21 protein-coding genes, 1 tRNA gene and 1 pseudogene are annotated in these 25097 nt (G+C 59.6%); 18 read left to right on the top strand and 5 right to left on the bottom strand.

Going from position 1 to position 25097, the window contains the following annotated elements:
• The first annotated feature begins 57 nt into the window (after positions 1-57).
• The 4 genes and pseudogenes from WCT10_03985 (at position 58) to murF (ending at position 5693) form a co-directional block, all read left to right on the top strand.
• Positions 58-1396, top strand: a pseudogene (locus tag WCT10_03985) (replication-associated recombination protein A).
• Complete coding sequence (locus WCT10_03980) at positions 1365-2606, top strand: hypothetical protein (GenBank protein ID MFA6603968.1); 1242 nt, start codon at positions 1365-1367, stop codon at positions 2604-2606. The pseudogene WCT10_03985 and the gene WCT10_03980 overlap by 32 nt, the downstream one beginning before the upstream one ends.
• Positions 2607-2616: 10 nt before the next feature.
• Complete coding sequence (locus WCT10_03975; GenBank protein ID MFA6603967.1) at positions 2617-4386, top strand: penicillin-binding protein 2; 1770 nt, start codon at positions 2617-2619, stop codon at positions 4384-4386.
• A gap of 32 nt (positions 4387-4418) precedes the next feature.
• Positions 4419-5693 (top strand): UDP-N-acetylmuramoyl-tripeptide--D-alanyl-D-alanine ligase, encoded by a 1275-nt coding sequence (gene murF / locus WCT10_03970; GenBank protein MFA6603966.1) that lies wholly within the window; start codon positions 4419-4421, stop codon positions 5691-5693.
• A 102-nt stretch (positions 5694-5795) separates the two neighbouring features.
• Here murF and WCT10_03965 read toward each other — a convergent pair whose 3' ends face one another.
• Together WCT10_03965 and WCT10_03960 are read right to left on the bottom strand one after the other, a co-directional pair.
• Complete coding sequence (locus WCT10_03965; protein MFA6603965.1) at positions 5796-7391, bottom strand: hypothetical protein; 1596 nt, start codon at positions 7389-7391, stop codon at positions 5796-5798.
• A gap of 1 nt (position 7392) precedes the next feature.
• Positions 7393-7554: a hypothetical protein gene (locus WCT10_03960; GenBank protein MFA6603964.1), complete on the bottom strand. Its 162-nt coding sequence runs from the start codon at positions 7552-7554 to the stop codon at positions 7393-7395.
• Between the two features lie 273 nt (positions 7555-7827).
• Here WCT10_03960 and WCT10_03955 point away from each other — a divergent pair, with 273 nt between their 5' ends.
• The 3 genes from WCT10_03955 to WCT10_03945 all read left to right on the top strand — a co-directional run bounded on the left by WCT10_03955 (position 7828) and on the right by WCT10_03945 (position 9577).
• A complete protein-coding gene (locus WCT10_03955; protein MFA6603963.1) occupies positions 7828-8331 on the top strand; it encodes a CxxC-x17-CxxC domain-containing protein in 504 nt (167 codons plus the stop codon).
• A gap of 151 nt (positions 8332-8482) precedes the next feature.
• Positions 8483-8971 (top strand): hypothetical protein, encoded by a 489-nt coding sequence (locus WCT10_03950; protein MFA6603962.1) that lies wholly within the window; start codon positions 8483-8485, stop codon positions 8969-8971.
• 216 nt (positions 8972-9187) lie between these two features.
• On the top strand, positions 9188-9577 hold the full coding sequence (locus WCT10_03945) for a hypothetical protein (GenBank protein ID MFA6603961.1): 390 nt from the start codon (positions 9188-9190) through the stop codon (positions 9575-9577).
• Positions 9578-9833: 256 nt separating this feature from the next.
• Here the strand turns inward: WCT10_03945 and WCT10_03940 are convergent, their stop codons facing one another.
• A complete protein-coding gene (locus WCT10_03940; GenBank protein MFA6603960.1) occupies positions 9834-10610 on the bottom strand; it encodes a hypothetical protein in 777 nt (258 codons plus the stop codon).
• A 105-nt stretch (positions 10611-10715) separates the two neighbouring features.
• On the opposite strand from WCT10_03940, the gene WCT10_03935 reads away from it, so the two are divergent.
• Complete coding sequence (locus WCT10_03935) at positions 10716-11342, top strand: hypothetical protein (GenBank protein MFA6603959.1); 627 nt, start codon at positions 10716-10718, stop codon at positions 11340-11342.
• Positions 11343-11435: 93 nt separating this feature from the next.
• On the opposite strand, the gene WCT10_03930 is transcribed toward WCT10_03935, so the two are convergent.
• Positions 11436-12029 (bottom strand): hypothetical protein, encoded by a 594-nt coding sequence (locus tag WCT10_03930; GenBank protein MFA6603958.1) that lies wholly within the window; start codon positions 12027-12029, stop codon positions 11436-11438.
• A gap of 140 nt (positions 12030-12169) precedes the next feature.
• Positions 12170-12745 (bottom strand): hypothetical protein, encoded by a 576-nt coding sequence (locus WCT10_03925; protein MFA6603957.1) that lies wholly within the window; start codon positions 12743-12745, stop codon positions 12170-12172.
• A gap of 206 nt (positions 12746-12951) precedes the next feature.
• Here WCT10_03925 and WCT10_03920 point away from each other — a divergent pair, with 206 nt between their 5' ends.
• The 10 genes from WCT10_03920 to WCT10_03875 all read left to right on the top strand — a co-directional run bounded on the left by WCT10_03920 (position 12952) and on the right by WCT10_03875 (position 25063).
• Entirely contained in the window at positions 12952-13353 is a 402-nt protein-coding gene (locus WCT10_03920) for a hypothetical protein (GenBank protein MFA6603956.1), read from the top strand.
• 410 nt (positions 13354-13763) lie between these two features.
• Positions 13764-13841 (top strand) — tRNA-Glu (locus WCT10_03915).
• A gap of 497 nt (positions 13842-14338) precedes the next feature.
• Entirely contained in the window at positions 14339-16555 is a 2217-nt protein-coding gene (locus tag WCT10_03910; GenBank protein ID MFA6603955.1) for a PAS domain S-box protein, read from the top strand.
• A 24-nt stretch (positions 16556-16579) separates the two neighbouring features.
• Positions 16580-16993 (top strand): response regulator, encoded by a 414-nt coding sequence (locus tag WCT10_03905; protein ID MFA6603954.1) that lies wholly within the window; start codon positions 16580-16582, stop codon positions 16991-16993.
• Positions 16994-17154: 161 nt separating this feature from the next.
• Complete coding sequence (locus WCT10_03900) at positions 17155-18927, top strand: ice-binding family protein (protein MFA6603953.1); 1773 nt, start codon at positions 17155-17157, stop codon at positions 18925-18927.
• Between the two features lie 118 nt (positions 18928-19045).
• Entirely contained in the window at positions 19046-19651 is a 606-nt protein-coding gene (locus tag WCT10_03895; GenBank protein MFA6603952.1) for a class F sortase, read from the top strand.
• 240 nt (positions 19652-19891) lie between these two features.
• Positions 19892-20707: an SDR family oxidoreductase gene (locus WCT10_03890; GenBank protein MFA6603951.1), complete on the top strand. Its 816-nt coding sequence runs from the start codon at positions 19892-19894 to the stop codon at positions 20705-20707.
• Between the two features lie 278 nt (positions 20708-20985).
• Entirely contained in the window at positions 20986-22506 is a 1521-nt protein-coding gene (locus WCT10_03885; protein ID MFA6603950.1) for a DUF4153 domain-containing protein, read from the top strand.
• A 112-nt stretch (positions 22507-22618) separates the two neighbouring features.
• Complete coding sequence (locus tag WCT10_03880; GenBank protein ID MFA6603949.1) at positions 22619-23167, top strand: hypothetical protein; 549 nt, start codon at positions 22619-22621, stop codon at positions 23165-23167.
• A 150-nt stretch (positions 23168-23317) separates the two neighbouring features.
• The gene (locus WCT10_03875) at positions 23318-25063 is read left to right on the top strand and encodes a DUF47 family protein (GenBank protein ID MFA6603948.1); all 1746 of its coding nucleotides are present in this window, start codon (positions 23318-23320) and stop codon (positions 25061-25063) included.
• Positions 25064-25097: the final 34 nt, after the last annotated feature.

Raw genomic sequence — 25097 nt, 5'->3', positions numbered from 1 at the left:
CCACCCGCCGCCGGTATTCCGTTTTAGCGCCAAGAGGCGTAATCTAGAGGGTGAAATATGGACGACCTGTTCGACTACAAGGCCCGCCGCCAGCAAAAGAAGGAGGCTCCGCTCGCCGATCGTCTGCGGCCGGAGAATTTTTCGGAATTCGTCGGCCAGCAGGACATCATCGGCGAGGCCAGCCCGCTCCGGCGTCTCATCGATCAGGACGAAGTGCCATCGATGATCTTTTGGGGGCCGCCCGGCACCGGCAAGACGACGCTCGCGCGTCTCATCGCCAAGACGACCAAGTCGCGCTTCGTGCAGCTCTCGGCCGTCTCGAGCGGGGTCGCGGAATTGCGCCAGGTGGTCGCCGAAGCCAAGGACACGCTGAAATTCAACGGCACCCGCACCATCGTCTTCGTCGACGAGATCCATCGCTGGAACAAGGCCCAGCAGGACGCGTTCCTGCCGCACGTCGAGGACGGCACAGTCGTGCTCATCGGCGCAACGACGGAGAATCCGTCCTTCGAGGTCAATTCGGCGCTGCTCTCGCGCTGCCGCGTCTTCGTCCTGAAGAGCCTCGCGGCCGCGGATATCGAGGTCCTGCTGCGCCGGGCGCTCGCGGACGCCGAGCGCGGGTACGGCAAGCAGAAGATCGAGGCGGAAGAGGGCGTCATCGAGTTCATCGCCGCGGCCGCCGACGGCGACGCGCGGACTTCGCTCAACACGCTTGAGATGGCGGTGAAATCCGAGTCCGGCAGTTTAGACGCCGCCGGCGCTGGAGTGATACACTTGAAGCGCGAACGTCTCGCTGCGATCATGCGCCGTTCGCATCTGCTCTACGACAAATCCGGCGAGGAACACTACAATCTCATCTCCGCGCTGCACAAGAGCCTGCGCGGTTCGGATCCCGACGCCGCGCTCTACTGGCTCGGGCGGATGCTCGAGGCGGGGGAGGATCCGGTCTACGTCGCGCGTCGGCTGGTCCGCTTCGCGTCCGAAGACATCGGCCTCGCTGATCCGAACGCACTCGTCCAGACCGTGGCCGCTTTCCAGGCGGCCCACAGCCTCGGCATGCCGGAATGCAACGTCATCCTCGCCCAGGCCGCCGTCTATCTCGCCCGCGCGCCGAAATCCAACTCCCTGTACGTCGCTTACGGCCGCGTGCGCGAGGATATCGAGCGCCTGCCGAGCGAACCCGTCCCGCTGCACTTGCGCAACGCTCCGACCAGACTGATGAAAGAACTCGACTACGGCAAGGGTTATGTCTATCCGCCCGACGTCGCCAAGAAACGTTCCGACGGCCACGCCGATACCGGTCAGGATTATCTGCCGGAGCGGCTGCGGGGACGCAAATACCTAAAAGACTGATCGCCGCGCTCATGGCTTCGAAAAAGTGGTACGCCAACGCCTACATCCTGCTCGTGTTTTTCATTTCCATGACCGCGGTGCTCATGGCTGCTCTGATGCTGCTGCTCCTGCCGCAATCCTCGGAGATCGTGCGTCTCGCGCAGTGGCGCCTGATGCGCGCCCGGACGTTCGGCGTCGAGGCTCTGGTCCGCTACGAAGGCTGGCAGGAAACGAAGAAAAGCAACGGCGCCGTCGATCGCCGACGCGAGGCGGTCTACTTCGAGTCGGTCGGCGTCGTCGACCGGACGGATGCCGAAGCCTCCCAGGCCGCTCTGCAATTCGACCTCGCCGTCGGAGCCGATCAGCCGACGGAATACTCCGGCCAGTTCGTGAAATCGGGCAGCGCCGACTTCCTGCGCTTCGATGTTCTGCCGGCCATGCTCGGCGTTTTGAGATTGGAAGCGTTCCGCGGCGACTGGCTGACCTTCGATCTGGAGAGTATCCGGGCCGGCCTGGAAGCGCCGTTCTGGGGCGGCCGCGGTCGCGAGCTCGCCGAGGCCGACCAGACCTATCTTCTCGAGCAGCTGCGCATCACGCCGTTCCTGAAATTTCTCGGCAAGCTGAAGTCCGAGACCGTCGGCGGCGTGCCGAATCATCATTACGTGATCCGTCCGGAACTCCTATACGTCAAGGATTACGTGCTGCAGGCCGAGGCGCTGCGGCAGGGCCGCGAACTCACGAGCAAGGAGCGCGAGCCGGTCGATATTTTTTTCGCCAACGTGACGGCCGAGAACGGCGAGATCTGGATCGGTAAGCGCGACCTGTATCCTTATCGCGCCCTGTTGCGCTTCCGGTACGATGACGGGTTGCGCCGCGGTATTTTTTCGGCCACGTTCAATTTTTCGAAGTTCAACGGACCGGTCGCGATCAGCGCGCCGACTGCCGGAGTCGAACAGGTCGATGACATCATCACTTCGCTCCTGCCGACCATTTCCGAACATTTGCCGCTCGCCGGCCAAGGCGCGGTCCGCCGGGGCGCGGCTGCCGCTCCGGCCAAGGGGTTGCCGGTCATCTCGGCCAAGGCCGCTGGCGACGACGATCCGGACAAGGATGGCTTGTCGAATGCACTGGAGTATTTTTACGGCACTGATCCGGCCAAAGCCGATACCGACGGCGACGGCGTGAATGACGGCCTGGAGGTCGAAAGGGGATCGAATCCGGCTGGCCCGGGCAAACTTTTCGATTTCGGCATCGAGGCGGCGCTCAATAAGTGAGGTTCGCGGTATGGCTGTGAGATTTGGCATCGCCAGACATCGCCCGGGCGGCAAGGCTGAAGTTTCCGGCTCCCGCCTGCTTTTTTTGCGCGTCGCGATGGCGGCGCTGCTGCTGGTCTTGGTCGGCCGGCTGTTCATCATCCAGGTCCTGTCGCACGATCATTACGCCGCCCTGGCCACCGACCAGCACTATCTGACGGAAAAATTGTTCCCGGAGCGCGGCGCGGTCTACGTTTCCAATCCGCGGGCCGCGGAACAGAAGTTCCCGATCGCGGTCAACAAATCCCTGGCGCTCGTCTACGCCGACACGCGCGGCATCGACGATTCGGCCGCGGCGGCGAAAGCGCTCGCGCCGCTCCTCGGTCTCGACGAAGCCGAACTGCTCGCCAAGCTCGCGGCCAAGGACGATCCTTATGTGCCGCTCGCGCGCCAGGTCTCCGAAGAGGCCGTGAATCGGGTCCGCGCGCTCGGTCTGGCGAGCGTCCACATCACGGCTGAGCCGTTCCGTTATTATCCGGAGGGCGCGGCTTTTTCGCATCTGACCGGTTTCGTGGGCTTCGACGCGGCCGGTCAGCGCGTTGGCCGTTACGGCATCGAAGGTTTCTGGAATCGCGAACTCACCGGCAAGGTCGGCTACATCGAAGCGGAGACCGATCCGGTCGGCCGCTGGATCGGCATCGCCGAGCGTGACCTGCGGCCGGCGACCGACGGCGCGGAGATCCTGCTCACGATCGACCGCAACATCCAATATTACGCCTGCGAGAAACTCGCCGCCGCGGTCGAGCGCCATGGCGCCACGGGCGGAGCAGTCGTCATTCTGGAACCCAAGACCGGCGCTGTCCTGGCGCTTTGCGGCTACCCGAATTTCGACCCGAACGCCTACTCCGCGGTCAAGGACATGCGCGCTTTCAATGATCCGGCGATCTTCTATTCTTACGAACCTGGTTCGATCATGAAAGCGATCACCATGGCCGCCGCTCTCGACGCGGACAAGGTGCTGCCGTACACGACCTACAATGACGAAGGTGTGGTGAAGATCGGGCCTTACTCCATCCGCAACTCCGACGGCAAGGCCAACGGCATCCAGACCATGACCCAGGTACTTGAGAAATCTCTCAATACCGGCGCAATCTTCGCTGCCGACCGTCTCGGTCCGAAACTGTTCCGCCAGTATGTGGAAGCTTTCGGGTTCGGCGCCGCGACCGGCATTGAACTCGACTCCGAAGCCGCCGGCGACATCTCTTCGATCTCCAAGAAAGGCGACATCTGGACCGCGACCGCTTCGTTCGGCCAGGGCATCACGACGACTCCGATCCAGATGGCCGCGGCCTACGCGGCGCTCGCGAACGGCGGCAAGCTCGTGAAGCCTTACGTGGTCAAGGAGATCCGCCGCAGCGATGGCATGGTCGTCCGTACCGAGCCGCAGGTCGTCCGCCAGGTCATCACCAAGCGCGCTTCGACGCTCGTGGGCGGCATGCTCGTGCGCGTGGTTGAGAACGGCCATGGCAAGGCCGCCGGCGTCAATGGTTATTACGTCGCCGGCAAGACCGGCACAGCCCAGATCTCGAAAGCCAACGGCCAGGGTTATGAGGAGAACGCTTTCATCGGTTCGTTCGTCGGTTACGCGCCGGTGGACGATCCGGCCTTCGTCATGCTCACCAAGATCGACCGGCCGCAGGACGTCATTTTCGCCGAGTCCAGCGCCGCGCCGCTTTTTGGAGAAATAGCCTCTTTCTTGCTACAATACCTGCAGATACCGCCGGATCGCCCCGCGGATTAAGCTCGCCGGTCCGGGATATTAAGCTCAAGAATATGCGCAAATTCATCCAGAAACAGTTGGCCGGCCATGCCCGTCGGAAGATCCTGGTCCAGAAGCCCGTGGTCGTGGCCGTGACCGGTTCGGTTGGTAAGAGTTCGGCCAAGCAGGCCATGGGCGCAGTTTTGGCCCGCAAATTCAAGGTCGGCGCCAATGAAAAGAATTACAATAATGAGGTCGGCTTGCCGCTGACCATCTTGCGTTTGCCGGCCGGCCGGAGGTCATATTGGAAATGGCTGAAGATCCTGGCCCGCGCCTGGTGGAAGTCGGGCCGGACAGAGGCTGATTATCCGCAGCTGCTCATATTGGAAATGGCCGCCGATCATCCGGGCGACATCGCGTATCTCACCGACATCGCGCCGCCGGATATCGCCGTCGTGACCGCGATCGGCGAATCGCATGTCGAGAATTTCGGTTCGATCGCGAACGTCGCGAAAGAAAAACAGGTCCTGGTCCAACGGCTCGGCCGCGACGGCGTCGCGATCCTGAATCACGACGACGAACTGGTCTGGGCGATGCGGGAGAAGACCAAAGCCAAGGTCATGAGTTATGGTTTTCACGAGGAGGCCGACGTCCGCGCGGTCGAGGTGTCCATGCATTATGACGTCGAGTCCGAGGATGGCTGCGGCTTGCGGTTGAAGATCGCGGCTGGCGGCAGCACGATCCCGGTTTTTCTGCCGAAAGTCCTGGGTCGGCACGCGGCTTACGCGGCGCTCGCGGCCACGGCCGTGGGGCTCGCCAAAGGCATGAACCTCGTCGAGATCGCCGAGGGTCTGCGCGCGTACGAACCGCCGCCTGGCCGCACCCGCTGCCTCGCCGGCATCAAGCGGACACTGCTCATCGATGACACTTACAACGCTTCGCCGCGTTCGACGAAAGCGGCGCTGGCCATCTTGCGCGACCTGCCGGCTGACGGCGAACGCCAGCGCATCGCCGCCTTGGGCGACATGCTCGAACTCGGGACATTGTCAGTCTCCGGCCACGAAGAGGTCGGGCGTGAGGCTGCCGGCGTCGGTCTGGATCTGTTAGTGCTCGTCGGCGAGCGGATGGGCGATGCCCAGAGTGCCGCCCTGGCCGCCGGTTTCCCGGCTGATCGGCTGGTCCATTTCAGCACGACCGAAGAGGCTGGACGTTTCGTCCAGGAGAAGATGAAGAAGGGCGATATCATCCTGATCAAAGGTTCGCGCGGCATGCACATGGATAAGGTGACCAAAGAGCTCATGGCCGAACCGCTCCGCGCTGCGGAACTGCTGGTCGAAGCGCACGAATAGCCAACCGATTATCCGTTGATCAGCCAAAAACCCGCCTCTCCGAGAGGCGGGTTTTGTCAAAAGGGGATGCAGCTCAACAAAAAATGGCTTATTTCAGCGCCGCTATTTCAACCCCGGGATAGTCCCCAAAAGGTCGGTCATTTCGCTCACCAGTTCGTTCAGGGTCGAGTGGTAGTCGCTTCGGGATCGGCCCTGCTTTTCGACGATCGGCGCGGTCGGCGAAACGCCACCATGCTTTTCGCGCAGTTCGCCCTCCCAGGGATACTGACCTTCGATCCTGATGCCGTTACTCGCCGGATCGAGTTTCAGTCTCCCAGCCAGCCGCATCTCTCTGCGGACCTGCACCAGGGCTGCGTTGCAGAACTCTTCGTTTCGTCCCCAGCTCGAAGAGTCCCGGTGCCGATTGGCCAGTTCCGGAGCGGAGCGCCCGACCCAGGCCGTGTCCTCATTATACAGAACACCCGGGCCGTAGCTGTCCTCTTCGCCGATCCGCGAAGGGCGGCTCGGGTAACCGGCCTGCTCCTGGACGCCCGTCGCGCCGTAAGTCTCGACGAAATACATGACCGCGGCTCCGTTCGCGGCTCGGATGTCGCTGGTGAAATCCCGTCCCGGAGGCATCCAGGAATTGATGACGAGGTCGCGGCTGGCCGGACGTCCGGCGAGGAGACTCTCGATGCGGCGGCTGATCTCGGACGGGCGGCTGTTCAGATCATTGGTCAGGCGGTCCGCGGCGGATGGCGCGTCCGTCATGGTTTTTTCATCCCAGCCGCTCTCGAGTTCGAAAGCGAAACGTTCCGGGTCGGACCCCGCAGCTGCGGAAAGCTGCATCCCGAAATCCGTTCGCAGCACGCGGTGCAGACGCGCGAGTTCCGGCGGATCCAGCCGCCCGGCCTTTTTCAGCCTGGAGACGGCGTTCGTCAGAGTGACCAGATCCTGGCGCTGGCGGTTGGCGGCGGCCAGTAATTTTTCCCGTTCGGCGACAAGCGGTCCGATCTCCGCGTCCCCGGCGTATTCTTTGGCGATGAATTCTGAAGAGGAGAGAGCGGTGAATTCAAGCTCCTTATCGCCGGCGTAAGCCTGGCGGGCGGCGTCGACGCCTTCGGTGAAAGGGTCGACGACGGAGTATTCGACTTTGAGTCCGTTCTCGCGCGCGAGATCGACGATCAGTTTGCCCAGGGCGCCGTTAGCGCCGCCGATGTCCAGGATCTCGAGCGGGTCCTCCGGCCGGCGAACGCCAGCAGCGACGCGCTGTTCATGCATGATTTTGGCGGTCGCGAGCACGCGGCCGACCTCTTCCTTGGTCGGGATCCAATACATCGGGAATTTGTCCAGGAAATCGCCGAGTCCGTTCACTTCCTTCCAGTCGGTAAAACCGGTGGCGTATTTTTCCTTCTCCATCACCTCGTCGGAGCAAATACGTTCGTGCATCTCGGCGACCGCGCGTTCGATCTCGTCGGACCGGCGATCGAACTCTTCGTCGCTCAGGTCCGGGGCTTCGGTGCGCAGCGCTTTGGCCTGGTCCTCCAGATCAGCCATCAGCCACTTTTCAGCTTCGTAGCGGGCGGCCAATTTTTCCGGACGTTCCGGGTCGGAGGAATATTTTTTGGCGTCGGCGATCCGGCTTTGAGTGCTTTCACGCACCTCCTCCGGCCGCTGTTCGCCGCTCAGATATTGCCGCAGTTCAGGCGTGCGCGACATATCATTTCTCTTTGGCCGACCAGACCGACATGGTCCGGAGCCGGGCTTTAGCCATAGCCAGGCGATCACCGAGACGGTCCAGTCTGGCGCGACGGCGATCGCTGAGGCTGGCGCGAGGCTGCTCGTCCCGGTCGTTCTGCCGGGTTTCGGATAGGTGGTCCATAGGTAAGCGTCGTTTCATTCATAATTATATCAATCTGATCAGCCAATAGCTATTGATCGTCAGCAGTCGCCGGCTGATCTGTTGAGTAATGAGTCAGGTTTCTGGAAGGATTAACCCGAGTCGTCTACCTGCCGGCAGACGGGGAACGCTGGCGTGATTCGCAGGTCGAACTGCCCGGAGGCGGCATTTTCGAGCGCACACCCTTGCCAAAAATCGTTTTTTGGTGTATGCTTCGACGATTCCAATTTAAGGATCAGCTAAGGCTCAAACGATATGTTCAAGCGCGATGATAATTTCGGAGGCAGGCGCGGCGGCGGTTTCGGCGGCGGTAGCGGCGGTTTCAAGCCGCGCGGCGGCCGCGATGACCGTTTTGGCGGTGGTGGCGGCAGCTTCGGTCCGCCGCGGATGTTCGAGACCACCTGTGCGGCTTGCGGCCAGCAGTGCGAGGTCCCGTTCCGGCCGAACGGCAGCAAACCGACCTACTGTCGGGAGTGCTTCCAGAAGCAGGGCGGCGGCCAGCGCGACCGTTTCGAAGGCGGCCATGATCGTCCTAATTTCAGCGAGCGTCGGCCGGCCGTCGGCGGCGGCGATTGTTGCCGCAAGACCGAAGAGCGGATCGTGGCTCTCGACGCCAAGATCGAACGCATCCTGATCAAGCTCGAGTCCATGGAACGGACCGGGGAGAAGTCGGATAAGAAGGAAGAGTCAGTAAAGGAGCCGGTCAAGAAAGAGAAGAAAGAAAAGAAGGCAAAGTCCGACAAGAAGGACGCGGAATAAGACCAGAAAGAGAAGCCGTCGAGCCCCGCTCGGCGGCTTTTTGTTTGGCCAGACCGCATCTTGACTTATGGGCGGATCTTTGCTACGGTCCGTTGTTCTTTACAACAGACCCCGGCGCCCCATGATGGGCGTCTCACAAAGGATGCCTATCATGGAAAATACTGAAATGCGTCAGTTGAAGACGTCCATCGTCCGAACCGGCGCCGACGAGTCTCTGGAGAGGCTCAACGCGATCCTCGCGTGCGCGGGACGGCAGATCGCCGACGTTACGGCTCAGTATCTCATCGTGACCGAGCTCGAAAAGCTTTGTCATGATGCCGACCCGGCGGTCCAAGCCCGGCGCAAGAACATCCTCGCGGAGTTCCTCGCCGTCCTGCCAGAGACTTTTGGCCAGGCGGATCCGGAAGCGATCGAACGCTTCTATGTCTGCCCATTCCAGCAGCTCTTCTCCATGGCGAAGTCACATCTCGCCGATCCCGGACTGGAAAACGTTCATCTCCGTTTCACGCGGATCTGGAAGAAGTATTCCGAGCCCCGCGAACGGGAATTCGCCCAGCGCTGCGCCATTATCCTGGTCGAAGCGATCCGGCTCCATCGTGAGTCCGGCAAGAAAGTTCGGTCCATCGAGCGGCCGAACTAGACGCCCTTAGCGGCGTCTTTTTTTTGGAGAAACGGAGTGTGGGAGAGACGGAGTCAATCGATATTTTTTTTGACTCCAGCACTCCAGCACTCCCTCACTCCGTCTCTCCAGCACTCCCTCACTCCGTCTCTCCTGCACTCCCACACTCCCTCGCGTTGACAAAACGCCCATTTTATGCTATATTTTCAATAGTTAGCGTGAATTAACCGCAAAATTATGAGCTTTGAAGAAAAAGGCTGGGTCCCGTTGGAGACGGGCGAAGGTCCGCTGGCCGAGGCTAGCGACAAAGAGGTTGATATCGTGGCCAAGGGTATCGCACCCAAAGACCAACAGTGGAAGACGGCTGCTTCCGGCGAAGGTCCGTTGGCTGATGCTAGCGAGGCTGAACTCCAGTCCGCGGTCGAGATGCTTGAACACGGCAAGCGCCATGTCGAGGCTACTAAGGGCGTGTTGGCTAAAGCCGACGAAGGCGAACTCGATGCCGCGATCGAGGCTCTGGGCGGCAACGAAGAGAATCCGCTCGAGAAACTGGTCGCCAAGACCGAGGAGAAGAACGCAAAACGGGTCAGCGATCATCCGGACGCGCGCCCTCAGGACCAGGCATAACATTCAGCGCCTAGCGAAAACGACCCCTTGATCGGGGGTCGTTTTGATTTCCGCTCGGTTTTTGCCAGCTGACGGCTGGAAATTATTTCTTGTCTTTCTTGGGTTTCTTCTTTTCTTTCCGCTGGGAATTATTGCCTTTGGCCATAGGGGGATTTAAGAATTTTCTATTAGGGTCTGTAGCCACGCGACTGTTGATATTTTGCCGGATTCGGCGGCGGTTGTCTAATTTGATCGCTGGTGGCGGGTAGCTGGAGGATCATTTCTGCAGATGGAAAAGCGTGCCGAGGATATGGCGGAAGAGCGCGGTGTCGCGGGTTTCGTCGAAAGCATGTTCGACGCAGAACGGCTTGGCTTGGTCCGCGTCACTCTCGCAGCCGGCGTAGATCCGGACGCTGGTCGGATAGCGGATGGTGAAAGTGAAAACCACCAGTTCCCGCGGTTCGTGAACGGTCGTGAAGACATAGGATCGGTAAGTGCTGCCGGCGGCTCCTTCGTTGTACGCGACCAGGCAATAATCGAAACCGTTGATGGTCTCGAAGATCGGCTTGTCCGCGCTGAGCGACCGGTCAACGCAGCCGTCGTCGTCGGCGCGCGCGTCCGTTCTGGGGAGGACTTCGATCTTGAGGGTCCGCTGCTTGTCGCCGATCGCCGGCTGCAGGTCAATGATGCCGACCTCCGGATTAGAGACCGGCTGCGCGTCGGACGGGGGATACATGATCTGATAGCCGGTCGTTTCGTCGGCGAAGCCGACCCAGTTCGCCAGGTCGGGGCCGGGCGCTGCCGGCGGCTGAGCTGCCGGTTCGGGTCGGGAGGCCGGCTGTGCCGGGGGCTGCTCAATGGCGTCGGAGATCGCAGATGCCGCCTGGTCCTGCGCGGCCGCTGGTTCTTGGATCGCCCCTGATCTGCTGTCGTCGGTCAATTCCCAGGCGATCCCGATCGCCGCTGCGACCGCGATGATCAAAAAGACCGGCCAGATCGGGCGGCGTTTTTTTTCTTCCGACGGCGTGGTTTGTTGCGTCTTGATCTCGTCCATAGGGAGAGCGCGCTAGGCTTAGACCGGCCAGTAGCGGCCGGCAATTACTTGAAAATATACTACACTTGCGCGGCAAAACCAATATCGTGTTATATTTATCTCAATATGAGCGAAGAATCGAAAAAGGCCCCAGCGGAAAAAGAAGCGGCCAAAGCCCATCCGGTCCAGATCGTGATCCTGCTGACGCTGGCTTATTTGGTGCTTTCGGCTGCTGCGGGCGCAATGCTTGGAATCAAGTTTCCCCAACCCTTTTTTCACGGCCAGCCCCGCGCGGTGATCTTTGCGAGCCCGGATCGGGAAAAGCCTTACAACCGGAATATCGATACCAAGGAATTACAACGCGTCTTGAACGCGTTTCACTACGACCGGAAATACGAGAAGTATGTTTTCGACTGTTCCGACATGTCCAAGCTGCTCGCCAGGTATCTTCAGGAGGAGAAAGGGTATGACACCTCGGTGATCGCGGACGACGTCGCGCGGCACGGATGGGTCTATGTCTGGACCGGCGCACAAGAGGCTTGGGCCATCGAGGTGACCGAGGAGACCGCGCTTCTGAGGGGTAGTTCGGGAGAGATTCTGGGTGACGATTGGTGGGATTATTTTTGGAGCTACAAGAATATTCTTGATCCGCGGTCCAGAGCTTCCGGCGGTCCGGCGGAGTTTTATTATCCGACCCGGGAAAGAGCGGATATGCACGTGTTCGAGTGGACCGAAGTCACGGATGAGATGTAACAGTCTGGCGCAGTTAAAAAACGACTCTGGAAAAAGGGTCGTTTTGGTTTGCTCCTATAAAAAAATTCCCGGCGGTCCGGCCGGGAACGAGGTTCAGCGTTCTTTCAGGCTCATGTTGTCGCGTTGCTTCCAGCAGGAATAGCCGCACTGGACGCAATCGTTCGGGCAGCGGATCGTGCCGGGCGCGGCGGCGATGGGCAGGCTGTCCAGGGCCGCGAAAGGCAAGTCCAGTACCGGGTCCGGCCGGTCGGGATCCAGGCTTTCTCGGACGATGAAATTCGGCAGGCTGTTCAGCTGCTGCAGCTCGGCCCGGAATTCCCGGCGGCGAGTGGTGGTCCGAAAGAGCGTTTCCGGACACGCCCTGGCGATGGCCAGGACTTTTCGGACGTACTCCGCCGAGTAGAAGTCGCCGCTCGAGTGGAAGCGGAAGAATCTGACGCGGGCCTTCTTGATGGCCGTGATCATGGCGTCGACGAAGCCGTCGGTGCGGCTGAAGTCTAGCCGCTCCCGGGCGCCGCGCAACACGTTCGGCAGAAGGAAATTGTTGCGCAGGGCGTAACAGGCCGGCTGGCCGTTCTTGCCCTGGCGGCACCAAGCGGTCGGAGCGCAAGTGGCGAGCGGTGGCAGGTTGAAGATAGCCACCCGCCGGCCCATTTTGGAGTTGCCGTGTATGAGCGGATCTTTCATCGGATTTTCCTTTGGAAAGAGCGTTGTTGGGGCAACCTTAGGCAACCGCAGCACAGCTGTCAATGGCGGGGCTCCGCAGAAAAAAGAGCGCACCCGGCGAGGTCTGAGCGAGTGCACTCTTGGCCGCGCGGGTGCGCGAGTTATCGCTGATTGGCCGGTCGGAGACAGGGGCGGACGAACAGGAGGTACACCATGGTCGTGTCGATCATGGTGAAGATGATCGGCTGGGCGGCGTCGGCCAGCGTCCAATCAGGAATCGCGAACAGCGCCGCCACGCACGACAGCCAGAAGAGCATCCAGGTCGAGCGATCCTCGCCGTTCGGATCGCGCCACGCCGACACGAACGTCGGAATGGCGCCGATGAAGATCATGGCCAGGCTCGCGGCGAGTCCGAGAAGGGGATTGCTGAACGTCTGCCAGAGCGCGAGTCCGAGAACGGCGCCGCCGAGACATAGCTTGTCGAGCGTCGTCCAGCCCGTCTGGCCGTACTTCAGGGCGAGGAGCGCCGTCATCCAGGACACGAGAACGGCGCCGATGATCTGTCCGTTCAGCGTGTGCTGCGCGATCATGCCGACGAGGACGATCGAATCGAGGCCGGCCCAGATCAGCCACGAGGCTTTGGAGGGTTTGGTCCGACCTTTGAGGATCGCGCGGATGTAGGGGACGGAAGCGGCGAAGAACATCAGGCCGGATATGACGGACAGAGTTTCCTTCATGGGAAAGCTCCTTTGGCAAAGGGCGCGTCTGGCCCGGATGTTCGGGGTCAGTTGACGCTTCAAACTAACAGTATGATCGGCCAGCGTCAAAGTTGAGGCGGTGTTTCGGCGGCTTGGCGCCTCGCTATTGCAAAAAGCCCGCGTGGTGCTAACGTGGCCCTCGGCCCGATAGACGGGCGGTTCTTTGCAGAAAAAGGAGGCGAATCGTGATTCCTGCCAATCTTCAAGACAAACTAGTTGCTTTTACCGAGCGATCGCGCAGGATCATCAGCGGTCTGATCGGACAGACCATTGAGGAAGGCCGGTCTCCCGAGGATCTCATCTTCGTCATTCCGGCTGAAGACGCTGACAGTCAGAAGGTGACGGCCGTCATGTTCGGCCTGGAGGCAAAAGCCGCCGCCGGACCGTTGCCACAAGGTTTCGCCGTCGGCAAGGACGATTTCTTCGCTTCCATCGGGCAGATCTTTGAAAAATACGAACCCGATATCTGCCGAGGTCTCCGCACCCGGATCTACGGCGAAGCCGAGGTGTTGGTGGTCGTCGATGGTTACTTTTGTTACGCCTCCGTGATTTATATGACCGGCGGACGTCGCCTGCCGCAGGCTTGACGGCGGAATTCTCTTCGATAAACGAGCGCCATCGCGCTCGTTTTTTTCGCCACCTTAATTCAATCCCGAGCGTCAGCTCGGGATATTAAGACCAGCGAATCCCCCGACTTGTCCCCCGCAGCTTCACCCTTCTTCGCTAAAGCTATGAAGGGTCTGACAGCTGCCCAGTTTTTGTAGACACGCACCGAAACAGTTTTTGGGCAGGCCCGCCGCAGCTTCAGCGAAGGTGGGGCGGAGGGGGAAGCTTTAGCGTAGGGGGATAGGCTGCGGCGAACGAAAGCGGTCAGAATATCAGAAGTCCCGGGCCAGGAGCTGAGGGGGTTCATGCGGAGCGGAATGTGCGGCGTATCCGGATCGGGGGACTCGACAAAAAAAGCGGTTCGTGCTACTTTTTATCTCGCAAAAGACGCGGTCCCATCGTCTAGCCCGGTCCAGGACGTCTCCCTCTCACGGAGAAAACTGGGGTTCGAATCCCCATGGGACTACCAACAAAAGCGCCCCTCACATGAGGGGCGTTTTTGTTGGTCAGGGTTCCCGTGGGGATTCGAAGGGTACAGACGCAACGTGCCTAGTATGGCACGTTGCGGATGACCCGGGGTGTGGCGCGAACTAGCGAGCGCCGCATGGGCGGCAAGGGCCGCCCGGGGTTTTGCGAGCGATCACAAATTATACGCGAGCAAAACCGGAGGAGGCGGCGCACATGAGAACTTTTCCAGCGCCGCCAGGGGAGCAGGAATCCCCATGGGACTACCGCGACTCGCCCCCCTAAAAAAATATTTTTCGAACCAAGTGTCTTAAAGGCTCATTTTGTTGTATAATTATACAATCGGTTCTTTTTAGGATGATTTTGCGTCAGGCGGCACGGGCTTTAAGCCCGCGAGGACGATTTGTTGACTGATCATCGTGTCTGTCAGCGAAAAAAGATCAACGACCACGGCGTTCAAGACAACTAGCCGATATTCGGTTCAATAGCAATAAAGTTCCTATGGCCACAATCAAAGATCCAAAGAACGGGAAAGAAGTCTCCCCCAACGGCGCCGACAAGGTTGGTGATGCCGCCGCGGCCGTCGGGTCTGGTCAAACCGCGCTCTACACCCGCAGCCTGATCGAAGCCAGTCTTGATCCTTTGCTGGCCATCAGTCCGGAAGGAAAGATCACCGACGTTAATGAGGCAACGGTAAAAATGACCGGCGTTGTCCGTGAAAAGATCATCGGCTCCGACTTTTTCAGTTATTTTACTGACGCGGAAAAAGCCCGCGAAGGATACCAGTTGGTCTTTAAAGAAGGAGCCGTCATCGACTATCCGCTCACCATTCGCCAAAAAACCGGCAAAGTCATCGACGTATTCTTTAACGCCTCGGTCTACAAGGATGAAGCAGGAAACGTGCTCGGAGTCTCGGCTGTCGCTCGCGACGTTACCGCGTCCAAGCAGGCGCTGTTTTACGCCCGCAGCGTCATCGAGGCGGGTCTTGATCCGATGGTTACGGTCAGCCCGGATGGGAAGATCACTGACGTGAATGAGGCGAAAGTGAGCATCACTGGCGTACCCCGGGAAAAACTCATCGGGAGCGATTTTGCCAGTTATTTCACTGATCCTGCGGAGGCGCTTCAGGGACATCAGCAGGTCTTCAGGGAAGGATTCATCCGGGAATATCCGCTGGTACTCCGTCATGTTTCAGGACGGCTCACTGACGTCCTATACAACGCCTCCGTCTATAAAGATGATAAGGGTAATGTTTTCGGAGCGATCGCCGCCCTGCGCGATATCACCGATCGGAAAAAAGTGGAGGAGAAGCTGCATGAGACTTCCGCCTACGCCCGCAGTCTGATCGAGGCCAGTCTTGATCCGCTCTTTATCATCAGTCCGGATGGAAAGATCACCGGCGTGAATCTGGCCACCGAAGGGGTCACCGGCGTCACCCGGGAGTGGCTTATTGATTCTGATTTTTCCACCTACTTCACGGAGCCCAGCAAGGCGCGCGACAGTTATCGGAAGGTTCTCAAACAAGGACAAGTGAGAGATTATCCGCTTTCCATACACAATGCCTCAGGAACGATCACTGATGTGTCGTTCAACGCTTCGGTGTATAAGGACGCGTTGGGCGTGGTGCGCGGCATCTTTGCCACGGCGCGCGACGTGACCGAAACTAAAAAATTATCGCGGTACGCCCGCAGTCTGATCGAGGCCAGCCTCGACCCTTTGTTCACGGTCAGCGCCAACGGCAAGATAATGGACATGAACGAGGCGGCGATCAGGGCTACTGGGGTGTTGCGCGAGAAGCTTGTCGGAACCAATTTCCCCGATTATTTCACTGAGCCCCAAAAGGCCCGCGAGGGTTATGAACTGGTTTTCAAACAAGGATCGATCGCCGACTATCCTCTGACGATCCGGTCGCAAAGCGGCAACCTTGTTGATGTCCTTTACAATGCGTCGGTGTATAAAGACGACAAGGGCAACGTCTTGGGGGTGACTGGCGTCATGCGCGACAACACCCGGGCGAAGGAAAAGATTGACGTGATCGCATCGACTAGCAAGGAAATGGAGGCGTTCAGCGGTTCGGCTTCCCATGACCTCCGGGCGCCGTTGCGGGTTATCGACGGTTATGCGCAAATGCTCCTCGAAGATTACGCGGCGAAGCTCGATGATAACGGGAAGCAGATCGTCGCGAACATCCGGGCAAGTTCCGCGCAGATGCGAAAGCTGATTGACGATCTTCTGACATTTTCTCGCCTGGGACAGCAGGAAATAAAGAAGGAGTACGTTGCCATGGGCGCGATGGCCGAAGAGGTGTTCGAGGAGTTGAAAAAGGCCGCTCCGGACCGCCAGATCGAATGCAACATCCAGAAATTGCCGGACTCCCGGGCCGATAAGTCCACGCTTCGTCTGGTTTGGACCAACCTGCTTTCCAACGCCATCAAATACACCGGGCCGCGGGAAAAAGCGGTGATCGAGGTCGGCAGTAGGATCGAGACTGACAAGATAACCTATTACGTCAAAGACAACGGCGTCGGATTTGACATGAAAGACGTCAATAAGCTCTTCAACGTATTCCAACGGCTCCACAGCATTGACGAGTTTGAGGGTACGGGCGTGGGACTGGCCAATATCAAGCGCATCATCGAGCGGCATGGCGGCACGGCCTGGGCCGAAGGCAAGGTCGGCGAGGGGGCGACATTCTATTTCACCCTGCCCAAGGTCTGATCCTTGATCTTAAAGATACGCGCTATGGAAAAACCCACGGTCAAGCATATCCTAGTCGTCGATGATGATTCCATGACCCGCAGGCTTTTTGGATCATTGCTCGCCAGAGCCGGTTTTGAGGTTCTGTATGCGAAAGACGGCAATGACGGCCGCGAAATGGCCAGGAGGCTGCATCCGGACCTGATCCTGCTCGATCTAAACATGCCCGTAATGGACGGCATGGAAACGGCTGACAGGCTCAAAAGCGATGCTGATCCCGTGGTCGCAAGCATCCCGATCATCCTGCTCACGAGCGAGGATCTCAGCATTGAAGCTCAGAAGGCGGTCAAAGAATTGGGGGTGCTGGATTATTTACAGAAGGGCGTCACCAACGAAGAATTCATTGAACGGGTCCAAAAAATCATCGGTGCGCCGCAAAAACCGGCGATCGTGAAATAGGACGATGCGGATAAAGAGGCTGTGGCGGGGAAAGAGATGCCGACCGCACTGCTCATGTCGTTGAAAAGATGTTATAATAAAGTCAGTTGAAAAATTTATTAAATATTTGCTCGGCTTTTTGACGTTTAAGTCTTGGGCCAGGCAGTCGTAGTGAGACATCTATGAGAATATCTAAAGCATATTTGGGAGGCGCCGCGGCGGTGTTTTCCCTGGTCCTCGGTCTGGTCGCGCCTAGCGCTGTTTTCGCGGCGACGGCTCCAAACCTCGGTACAGCCGCCCCTTTTTCTGCCTGGGGAAAGACCGGTGTGACGAACAACTCCAACGTCGGAACGACGCATCACTGGGGCAATGTCGGCGCCGACCTCCTGGCTAGCATCACCAACCTTGATGATGCCGCGCAGGTTGATGGATCGATCATCGCCCCGACACCAGCAGCGCTGCAGACCGACATCAGCAACGCCTATGGCGCGCTCACGGCTCAGGGCCCCGGCATCATCCTCGATCTCGCCGGGACAAACACGGTCGGACCGGGCGTCTATAACGTCGCTGCGACCACGCTGAACGGTACTCTCACCCTCGACGGAGCGGGTGTCTACGTCTTCCTTGGTTCAGCCACGACCCCGGTCACCGGGCAGATGGTCCTGACCAACGGCGCTTGCGCAAGCGACGTATTCTGGGCAGTCGCGGATTCCATGACCATCGGTGCCGGTTCGCACATGGAAGGAACCATCATCACCAACACCTCGCTCATCTCTTTCGGGGATTCCGCGACCCTGAAAGGCCGCGCCTTGTCGCATATCGCTGCGGTGACGATGATCAACTCGCAGATCACTGAGCCGGTCTGCGTGGTCCCGCCCGCATCGGGCAGCGTTCAGCCATCGACGATCACCGTCACCAAGCACGTCGTCAATGATAACGGGAGGACGAATACTATCTCCGACTTTTCGTTGTTCGTTAACGGTACGCCGGTCGTTTCTGGCGTGACCAACACATTCCCCGCGATCTCCGGCGTGTATACCGTGACCGAGACCGGGAATCAGAACTACACCGTGGCTTTCTCCGGCGATTGCGACCACAACGGCGGCATGAACCTCACATCCGGCCAGAACAAGTTCTGTATCGTCACGAACGACGACATCGGCGCGCCGGTGGTCGTTCCGCCCGTGCCGCCGCTCATTGACGTGGTGAAAGTCCCCAGCCCGCTGGCCCTGCCAGCCGGCCCCGGCGCGGTGACCTACACCTACACGCTCCGCAACATCGGGACGGTCCCGGTGACCGACATCACGCTAGTCGGCGACACCTGCAGCCCCATCAATCTCGTTTCCGGCGACATCAATAGCGATGCCAAGCTTCAGGTGAACGAGACGTGGGTGTACCGCTGCAATTGGACGCTCGCGCAAACTCACACCAACACCGTCGTCGCGACTGGTTGGGCCAACGGCATCAGCGCCACCGATATCGCCAGCGCCACGGTCGTCGTCGGAACGCCGATAGTGCCGCCGCTCATCCACGTGACCAAGACTCCGGCTCCGTTGACGCTTTTGGCCGGCGGGGGAATGGTCACCTATACCAAGAAGGTCACCAATCCGGGAACGGTCGCTTTGAGCAACGTCCGGCTCACTGATGATAAGTGCGCCGTCGTGACGTATATTTCCGGCGACGTGAACGGCGACTCCAAGCTCGATCCCGCCGAAACCTGGACCTATACCTGCCAGGCGAACCTCACTCAGACCACGGTGAACACGGTCACGGCCGCCGGTGACGCCAACGGCTTGACGGCGCGGGACTTCGCTCTCGCCACCGTCGTCGTGGCCGCGGCCGTCCCGGCGCTGCCGAAGACCGGATTCGGTCCGGTCAGCATCGCTGTCGTCGCGGTTGGCATCTTCGCGGTCTTGCTCGCCCTCTACGTCATTCGGCGAAAACAGACCGCGTAGCCGATCATTGAGAAGGATCCACGAAGAAGGGGTGCGCGAGTCTCGTGCGGCCCCTTCTTCTTTAGCAGGTTTTATGGGTAAGTTAGCGCCAAATCGAACTAAAATTCTGATATTGGGAATGACCATGCTCGTCCTGGCGGTCTTTGGCGTCCTCACATGGCGCGATATCCTAGTCTCTGATGTGCCGGCGATGCCGGCCGCTTGGGCCAGCGTTGGGGCGGCTGTCAGCGCCAAGACACTTGATTTCGGCGGAGCGGCTGCCGTGCCAGTGAGCATCGGCGCGCCCGTGCGTATCAAGATACCCCGCATTGGCGTGAACGCGGTGATCGAGAGTGTCGGTCTGGCGGCTGACGGATCGATGGGTATCCCCAGGAAACCCCGCAACGTCGCCTGGTATCAGCCGGGTCCGCACCCGGGAGAAGCGGGGAGCGCGGTCATCTCCGGACACGTTGACTGGTATGGTGGCATCACCGGAGCGTTCGCTGGCCTGCGCAGGCTAAAGCCGGGCGACAAGATCGCGGTGCAGGACGACACCGGCTCAATCATTTATTTCGTCGTCCGCGAGAGTCGGATGTATGACGCTTCGGCGGACGCGACCGAGGTCTTCGTTTCAATTGACGGAAAAGCGCATCTCAACCTGATCACCTGCGCCGGGAAGTGGGACCGGCGCGCCAAACAGTATACCCAGCGTCTGGTGGTGTTTGCCGATCAAGAATCGAACTGATTTCGGCGCCTGGCGTCAAAGTGACAATCAAGAATAACCGCCCGCGCGCTCTTCGCGCCGGGCGGTTTGGTTCGCGGAGCAGGCACCCGTCGGGGTGCCAGGCACCGCGCAGGATCGCTTCCCCTGGCTCGCGGGCCGGGGGTCGCGATGACGGCTCTTGATAATGCCTGGCGCTAAAGGGGCAGGCTTGACAAGTCCGCATATTTGTGCAAATCTTGTGCCACGAAAGGGGGATTTCCAATGGGGAAATCAAAAAAATCGTTCCTTGAACAACTCGTCTTCATCACCGGCGGAGGTACTGGCATCGGCCAGGCTCTCGCCCGCGAATTCGTGAGCAAGGGTGCGCGAGTCATCATCGCCGGACGTCGAGCTGATGTCTTGGCAAAAACGGCCGCTGAAATCGGTCCCGCCTGCACGACCTGCGTGCTGGACGTCAGCGACAGCGACGCCGTCGCGACGACGATGGCGGAGATCCAACGGACGCACGGTGAGATCGACATCCTGGTCAACAACGCCGGGATTTGCCTCATCGCCGACACGCGCGAGTACTCGCTGCTCGATTGGCAGAAGATAATCGGGGTGGATCTGTACGGCACGATCTTCTGCCTCCAGTCGGTGTACAAGATGATGTGTGAGCGGAGGCATGGACAGATCGTCAACATCTCTTCCGCCGGCGGCCTGTTGCCGACCCCGTTTTTTACCGCGTACAGCGCTGCGAAATTCGGCGTCGTCGGCCTCTCGCTCTCGCTGCGAATCGAAGCGGCGATGTACGGCGTGAAAGTGAACGTCGTGTGTCCGGGGCTGGTAGCGACAGACATTCAGGCAACTACCGAGATGAGATCGATTGCCGACCGACAGAAGGTGGTCCAGGATATGCCGGGCCCCATCGCCACGTCGGAGGCGGTCGCCAAGCAGATCATCGTGGGCATCGAACGCGATATGCCCCTCATCCTGCCGGCAGTCGCTCGATGGATACATCTCGCGTACCGCCTCTTCCCCGGCCTGATCACCGCGCTGATGGCGCAAACCGCAAAAAAGATGCCTTTCGTACGCTAGCATGACAGGCCAAGCGCCAAGCCGTCTCTTCTACAGCCGCCAGTCGCAAGATTGACGGCTGTTTTTATTAGCAATTTGCGGGTTAACCTTTATCGTTTCGGTGTCAGGCATCACAAGGACAGTCAAGAATAGTCGCGCGTACTTCTCGCGTCGGGCAGTTTGGTTCGCGGAGCCAGGCACCGCGCCCGCTCCTCATAATGACGGTCGGGGTCGTTTTTTCACCCGCCGATGCGCTATAATGTTCTGGCAAAGCTATTCCCCCTTAAATCGCTCCACATATGGAGGATCACACTCACGAACCGGAATCCCGCTTGTCGCACGTCTCGCTCATCAAGATACTCGGCAGCCTCGCGGTCTCGGCCTTTTGGGTCTGTTCCGTTTGGGGCTTCTGGGAACACGGGCCGGACGCGCTCGGCCTCAGCGCGGCCGTCTACTTGTTCCTGCTAGTCAGCCTGTTCCTGTGGCTCCTGCGCGAGCGTGGCGCGTCGCTCAAAGAGAACCTCTACTGGATCGTCCCGGTCGGGCTCATGTGCCTGAGCTTTTGCCTGTATGACAATCCGTTCCTGAAAGTGATCACGATGCTCGTCCTGCCAGCGCTCGCTATCGGCTTCTATATATTAGAGACGATTCCCGGCGGCCGCCGGCTGACCTGGGATGCGCGGCTGATCTCGCGGATCGTGCTGCGCGCCCTGTCCGCGGTGGCGTTCATCCCGCAGGCGTTCCATGACTTCGGGCGGCTCCTCAGCCAGGGTGCCGGGATGCGGAAAAGCACCACCAAACGCGTCCTCGTCGGCCTCGCGCTGTTTTTCGTGATCGCGCTCACGATCGTCCTTCCACTGCTCTCCTCGGCCGACGCGGCGTTCGCCGCGCGGACAGACCGCCTGCTCGACTGGTTCCGCTCGCTCTTCGACACCACGATCGCGGCCCGCGTCCTCTTCGGCCTGTTCCTCGCGACCGTGACGCTTACCGGACTCCTGGCGTGGGGCCGCAGCCTGCACTTTGAAGAGACACGCATCGAGGACCTCAAGGCCATCGACCCTATCGTCACCGGTATCGTGCTCGGCGGCACGCTCCTCCTATACCTGCTGTTCCTCGGGGTGCAGCTCGAGAAGCTTTGGGTCGGAAGCCTGCCCTTCGATTTCGCGGAAACCGTCTATCTCGTGAAGAGCGGGTTCTGGCAGCTGTTCTTCCTGTCGGTCATCAACATCGCGATCTTCTTCCTGACGTATCGCCGGACGATTCCGGCCGTGCAGCACATCCTGACCGCGTTCACCGCCGCCTCGTTGCTGCTGCTCGCGTCGGCCGGCCACCGCATGGTCCTCTACGTGACGTATTACGGATTCAGCTACGAAAAAGTCTTCGCGGCCTACGTCGTGATCTTCTGCGCGGTGCTGTTCGTCTGGCTCATCACGCGGATGTTCGCGGTCCGGCGTGCCAACATCCTCAAGTTCCTGGTGGTGCTATTCATGTGGATGTTCGCGGTCGCGACCGTCCTGCCGGTGGAGCAGTTCATCCTGCGCGCGAACGTGGCGCTCGCACGTCTGCCGGATTCGCGCATCCGCCTCTACGAACTCACCATGCTCTCGCCGGACGTGCTCGGCACGGTGCGGCAGTTCCGCGCCGCGGGGAAACTCGAGGAGGTCAACGCGGCCTACGTCAGCGGCCCGGAGAGCGTCTCAGCGGAGATCCGCGAACAGCTCGACCACCCGGACTGGCAGCCCTGGATCGACCGGCAGCAGGAGCGTGTCGCCAGCAAGGTCTGGTACGAACTGACCCTGTCTGATCTATTGAACCGCTAGACGGAAAAGAATATCCGGTCGACGCATAACTTGCCCCACCATCATCCCCGGTCAGGTTGCCCATGAGGTGGCAGTTTGCTAAGTCTTGGAAACAAATTTATACGGATTTTATATGCCCAAGGGTGTTGTCGTGGCGGTCTCGGTCGGAATAGTCGCGGTCATCGGAGCGGCGATCTTATTTTTTGACGAACCAAAAGGTCCGGACTCCGGCGAGGAGGTAGACATCAGTCAAGAACTTAGTGGTCCGGACTCCGGCGAGGAGATTGATCTGTCTAATGAACCGACTAGCCCGGACTCCGGCGAGGAGATCGATCCCAACGAGCCGACTAGTCCGGATTCGGGCGAGGAAACGACGTTCAATGAACATTTCAGGTTATCTGCCAAAGGATCGTGCAACGCTATAGCCTACGGCAGTACCTGCGTCGAATATATCGGGGCTTATTGGTCTTTCACTAACGCCAAGCTGAACTGTTCAGATGGCATGTATGCGTCAGGACCATGCCCGCGTCCTACTGTCGGCGGATGTAACCTGGGTTCGGGCACATCAAACGAGATCGTTACGTGGCACTATGATCACGGCGGCGATCCATATACGACAGAGGTCAGGCCGTACGCCGCGCGTTCTTGCGGCGCCCTGCCGGGCGCGCAATGGATCGAGTAAGAAGCAAAATACCCGGCATCCCGAACCATCAGAAACCAGACCTCGATAAAGCGCCGTTTATTTCGGTGCCTGACACCAACGAAATTCAACAATTGACACGCGGCCTTTGATTTTCTAGGCTGAATTGTAATACTCACCTGACTTGTCCGCATGAGCATTGAGCTTATCGTCGTCATTTTTGCGGTCCTGCTGGCGCTGCTGTTCGATTTCACGAACGGTTTTCACGATGCCGCCAACCAGGTCGCGACGGCCATCAAGACCGACGCCATCAAGCCTCTCCGCGCCCTGCTCATCGCGGCGACGTTCGATTTCATCGGCGCCTTCTTTCTCGGCAGCAAGGTCGCGGAAACCCTCGGCAAAGGGATCGTCGATCCGGACCTGATGACCAAAGGCGTGTCGAGCGTGCTCGTCCTCATCGCCGCCCTCCTCGGGGCGATACTCTGGAACCTGTGGACCTGGCGGACAGGAACGCCCTCGTCGTCGTCGCACGCGCTCATCGGCGGCCTCTTGGGCGCGTTCGTGGTCGGCTGGGGCTTCGCTCCGGTGAATTGGATCAAAGTCCTGGGCATCTTCGCCATCCTGATCGCTTCGCCTCTGATCGGTTTCGTCGTCTCCTCGACGCTGACCCGCTTCGGCATTTTCGTGAGTTCGATCATCTCTTTCCCCACGCGGACGAATAATTTCTTCAGGAAAGCGCAGTACGCGACGCTCATCACCCAGGCATTGTCGCACGGGACCAACGACGCGCAGAAGACCATGGGCGTGATCGTCTTCGTCCTGACTATCGCGGGCATGCACGCGCCGGCCGCGGGCGGGGCGTATATTCCGGCGTGGGTCACGCTCGCTTGTTCGACCGCCATCGCCATCGGCGCCCTGTGCGGCGGCTGGCGGATCATCCGCACGCTGGGCTGGGAGATCTACGACATCAAGCCGATCCATTCTTTCACTTCGCAGTTCTCCTCGGCCTCCATCATCTATCTCTCCTCGGTCTTCGGGTATCCGATCTCGACCACGCAGGTCATCTCGTCCTCCGTCATGGGCGCCGGCGCGGCGGAGAATCCCCGGCGCGTCCATTGGGAGGTCACGAAGAACATGGCCTTCGCCTGGCTCGTCACGATACCGGCTTCGGCCGCCGTCTCCGCGACTTTTCTCCTTCTTTTCCGGGGCCAGTGGCCCTATGTCATCGGAATAATAATCAGTGCGATCACAGCACATATGATCTGGAAAAAACTATCCGTGGCGCGATTCTTTCCGAGGCAGATCGATTTCTTGAAACTGCTCGCGGAGCAGGCCGGCGTCGTGCTCGAAGGCCTGAAGACCGCGCAAAAATATTGCGAGCAGCCGAGTCTGGAAGCGGCGAAGATCGTCGACCTGGAGGAGAATCGGGCCGACGACGTGCATCGCGATATCATCGAGAAGGTTCGGAGCACGTTCATCACGGGTAAATACGACCGGCACAACATCGACAATCTTTCCCAGCGGATCGACGACATCATGGATGAGTCCAAGAAAGCGGTCTTCCGGATGGAGAAATTCGAGGTCCCGCCGGACCACTACATCGTCGACATGCTCGGTAAGCTGTCGGAAGCAGTGGCTTTCATCAAAGAAGCGATCGAGACCATCGGGACCGATCGCAAGCGTTGCGATGAATGCCTCAAGGCCGCTCGGAAGCGCGAGAACGCGATCCAGCACATCTACGAGGCGTGGTATGGCAAGACCGAGAGCGAGATCAAGGTGGACATTGGGCGGCTCACCGCGGATCAGGTCGGCAACGTGCTGCACGCCATGGTCAGGAATCGCGACGAGGAAAAGGTGCAGTATGAGTTCATCAAGGCCGCCGAGGCTGTGGTGATGGCGTCGGCGGAACTCGAGACCATGCTCGCGAAGATTTCCTAGCGGTGATCGTCAGTCGCTTAATCAGATGAAAGCC

The sequence above is a fragment of the Patescibacteria group bacterium genome, assembly GCA_041667185.1.
GTDB lineage: Bacteria > Patescibacteriota > Patescibacteriia > SG8-24 > SG8-24 > JBAYFM01.
This window is presented reverse-complemented; position numbering and strand designations above follow the sequence as displayed.

Excerpts from the sequence above, each read along its gene's own strand:
- WCT10_03980 (MFA6603968.1), top strand. The coding sequence starts at position 1,365 with ATGGCTTCGAAAAAGTGGTACGCCAACGCCTACATCCTGCTCGTGTTT.
- WCT10_03975 (MFA6603967.1), top strand. The coding sequence starts at position 2,617 with ATGGCTGTGAGATTTGGCATCGCCAGACATCGCCCGGGCGGCAAGGCT.
- murF (MFA6603966.1), top strand. The coding sequence starts at position 4,419 with ATGCGCAAATTCATCCAGAAACAGTTGGCCGGCCATGCCCGTCGGAAG.
- WCT10_03965 (MFA6603965.1), bottom strand. The coding sequence starts at position 7,391 with ATGTCGCGCACGCCTGAACTGCGGCAATATCTGAGCGGCGAACAGCGG.
- WCT10_03960 (MFA6603964.1), bottom strand. The coding sequence starts at position 7,554 with ATGGACCACCTATCCGAAACCCGGCAGAACGACCGGGACGAGCAGCCT.
- WCT10_03955 (MFA6603963.1), top strand. The coding sequence starts at position 7,828 with ATGTTCAAGCGCGATGATAATTTCGGAGGCAGGCGCGGCGGCGGTTTC.
- WCT10_03950 (MFA6603962.1), top strand. The coding sequence starts at position 8,483 with ATGGAAAATACTGAAATGCGTCAGTTGAAGACGTCCATCGTCCGAACC.
- WCT10_03945 (MFA6603961.1), top strand. The coding sequence starts at position 9,188 with ATGAGCTTTGAAGAAAAAGGCTGGGTCCCGTTGGAGACGGGCGAAGGT.
- WCT10_03940 (MFA6603960.1), bottom strand. The coding sequence starts at position 10,610 with ATGGACGAGATCAAGACGCAACAAACCACGCCGTCGGAAGAAAAAAAA.
- WCT10_03935 (MFA6603959.1), top strand. The coding sequence starts at position 10,716 with ATGAGCGAAGAATCGAAAAAGGCCCCAGCGGAAAAAGAAGCGGCCAAA.
- WCT10_03930 (MFA6603958.1), bottom strand. The coding sequence starts at position 12,029 with ATGAAAGATCCGCTCATACACGGCAACTCCAAAATGGGCCGGCGGGTG.
- WCT10_03925 (MFA6603957.1), bottom strand. The coding sequence starts at position 12,745 with ATGAAGGAAACTCTGTCCGTCATATCCGGCCTGATGTTCTTCGCCGCT.
- WCT10_03910 (MFA6603955.1), top strand. The coding sequence starts at position 14,339 with ATGGCCACAATCAAAGATCCAAAGAACGGGAAAGAAGTCTCCCCCAAC.
- WCT10_03905 (MFA6603954.1), top strand. The coding sequence starts at position 16,580 with ATGGAAAAACCCACGGTCAAGCATATCCTAGTCGTCGATGATGATTCC.
- WCT10_03900 (MFA6603953.1), top strand. The coding sequence starts at position 17,155 with ATGAGAATATCTAAAGCATATTTGGGAGGCGCCGCGGCGGTGTTTTCC.
- WCT10_03895 (MFA6603952.1), top strand. The coding sequence starts at position 19,046 with ATGACCATGCTCGTCCTGGCGGTCTTTGGCGTCCTCACATGGCGCGAT.
- WCT10_03890 (MFA6603951.1), top strand. The coding sequence starts at position 19,892 with ATGGGGAAATCAAAAAAATCGTTCCTTGAACAACTCGTCTTCATCACC.
- WCT10_03885 (MFA6603950.1), top strand. The coding sequence starts at position 20,986 with ATGGAGGATCACACTCACGAACCGGAATCCCGCTTGTCGCACGTCTCG.
- WCT10_03880 (MFA6603949.1), top strand. The coding sequence starts at position 22,619 with ATGCCCAAGGGTGTTGTCGTGGCGGTCTCGGTCGGAATAGTCGCGGTC.
- WCT10_03875 (MFA6603948.1), top strand. The coding sequence starts at position 23,318 with ATGAGCATTGAGCTTATCGTCGTCATTTTTGCGGTCCTGCTGGCGCTG.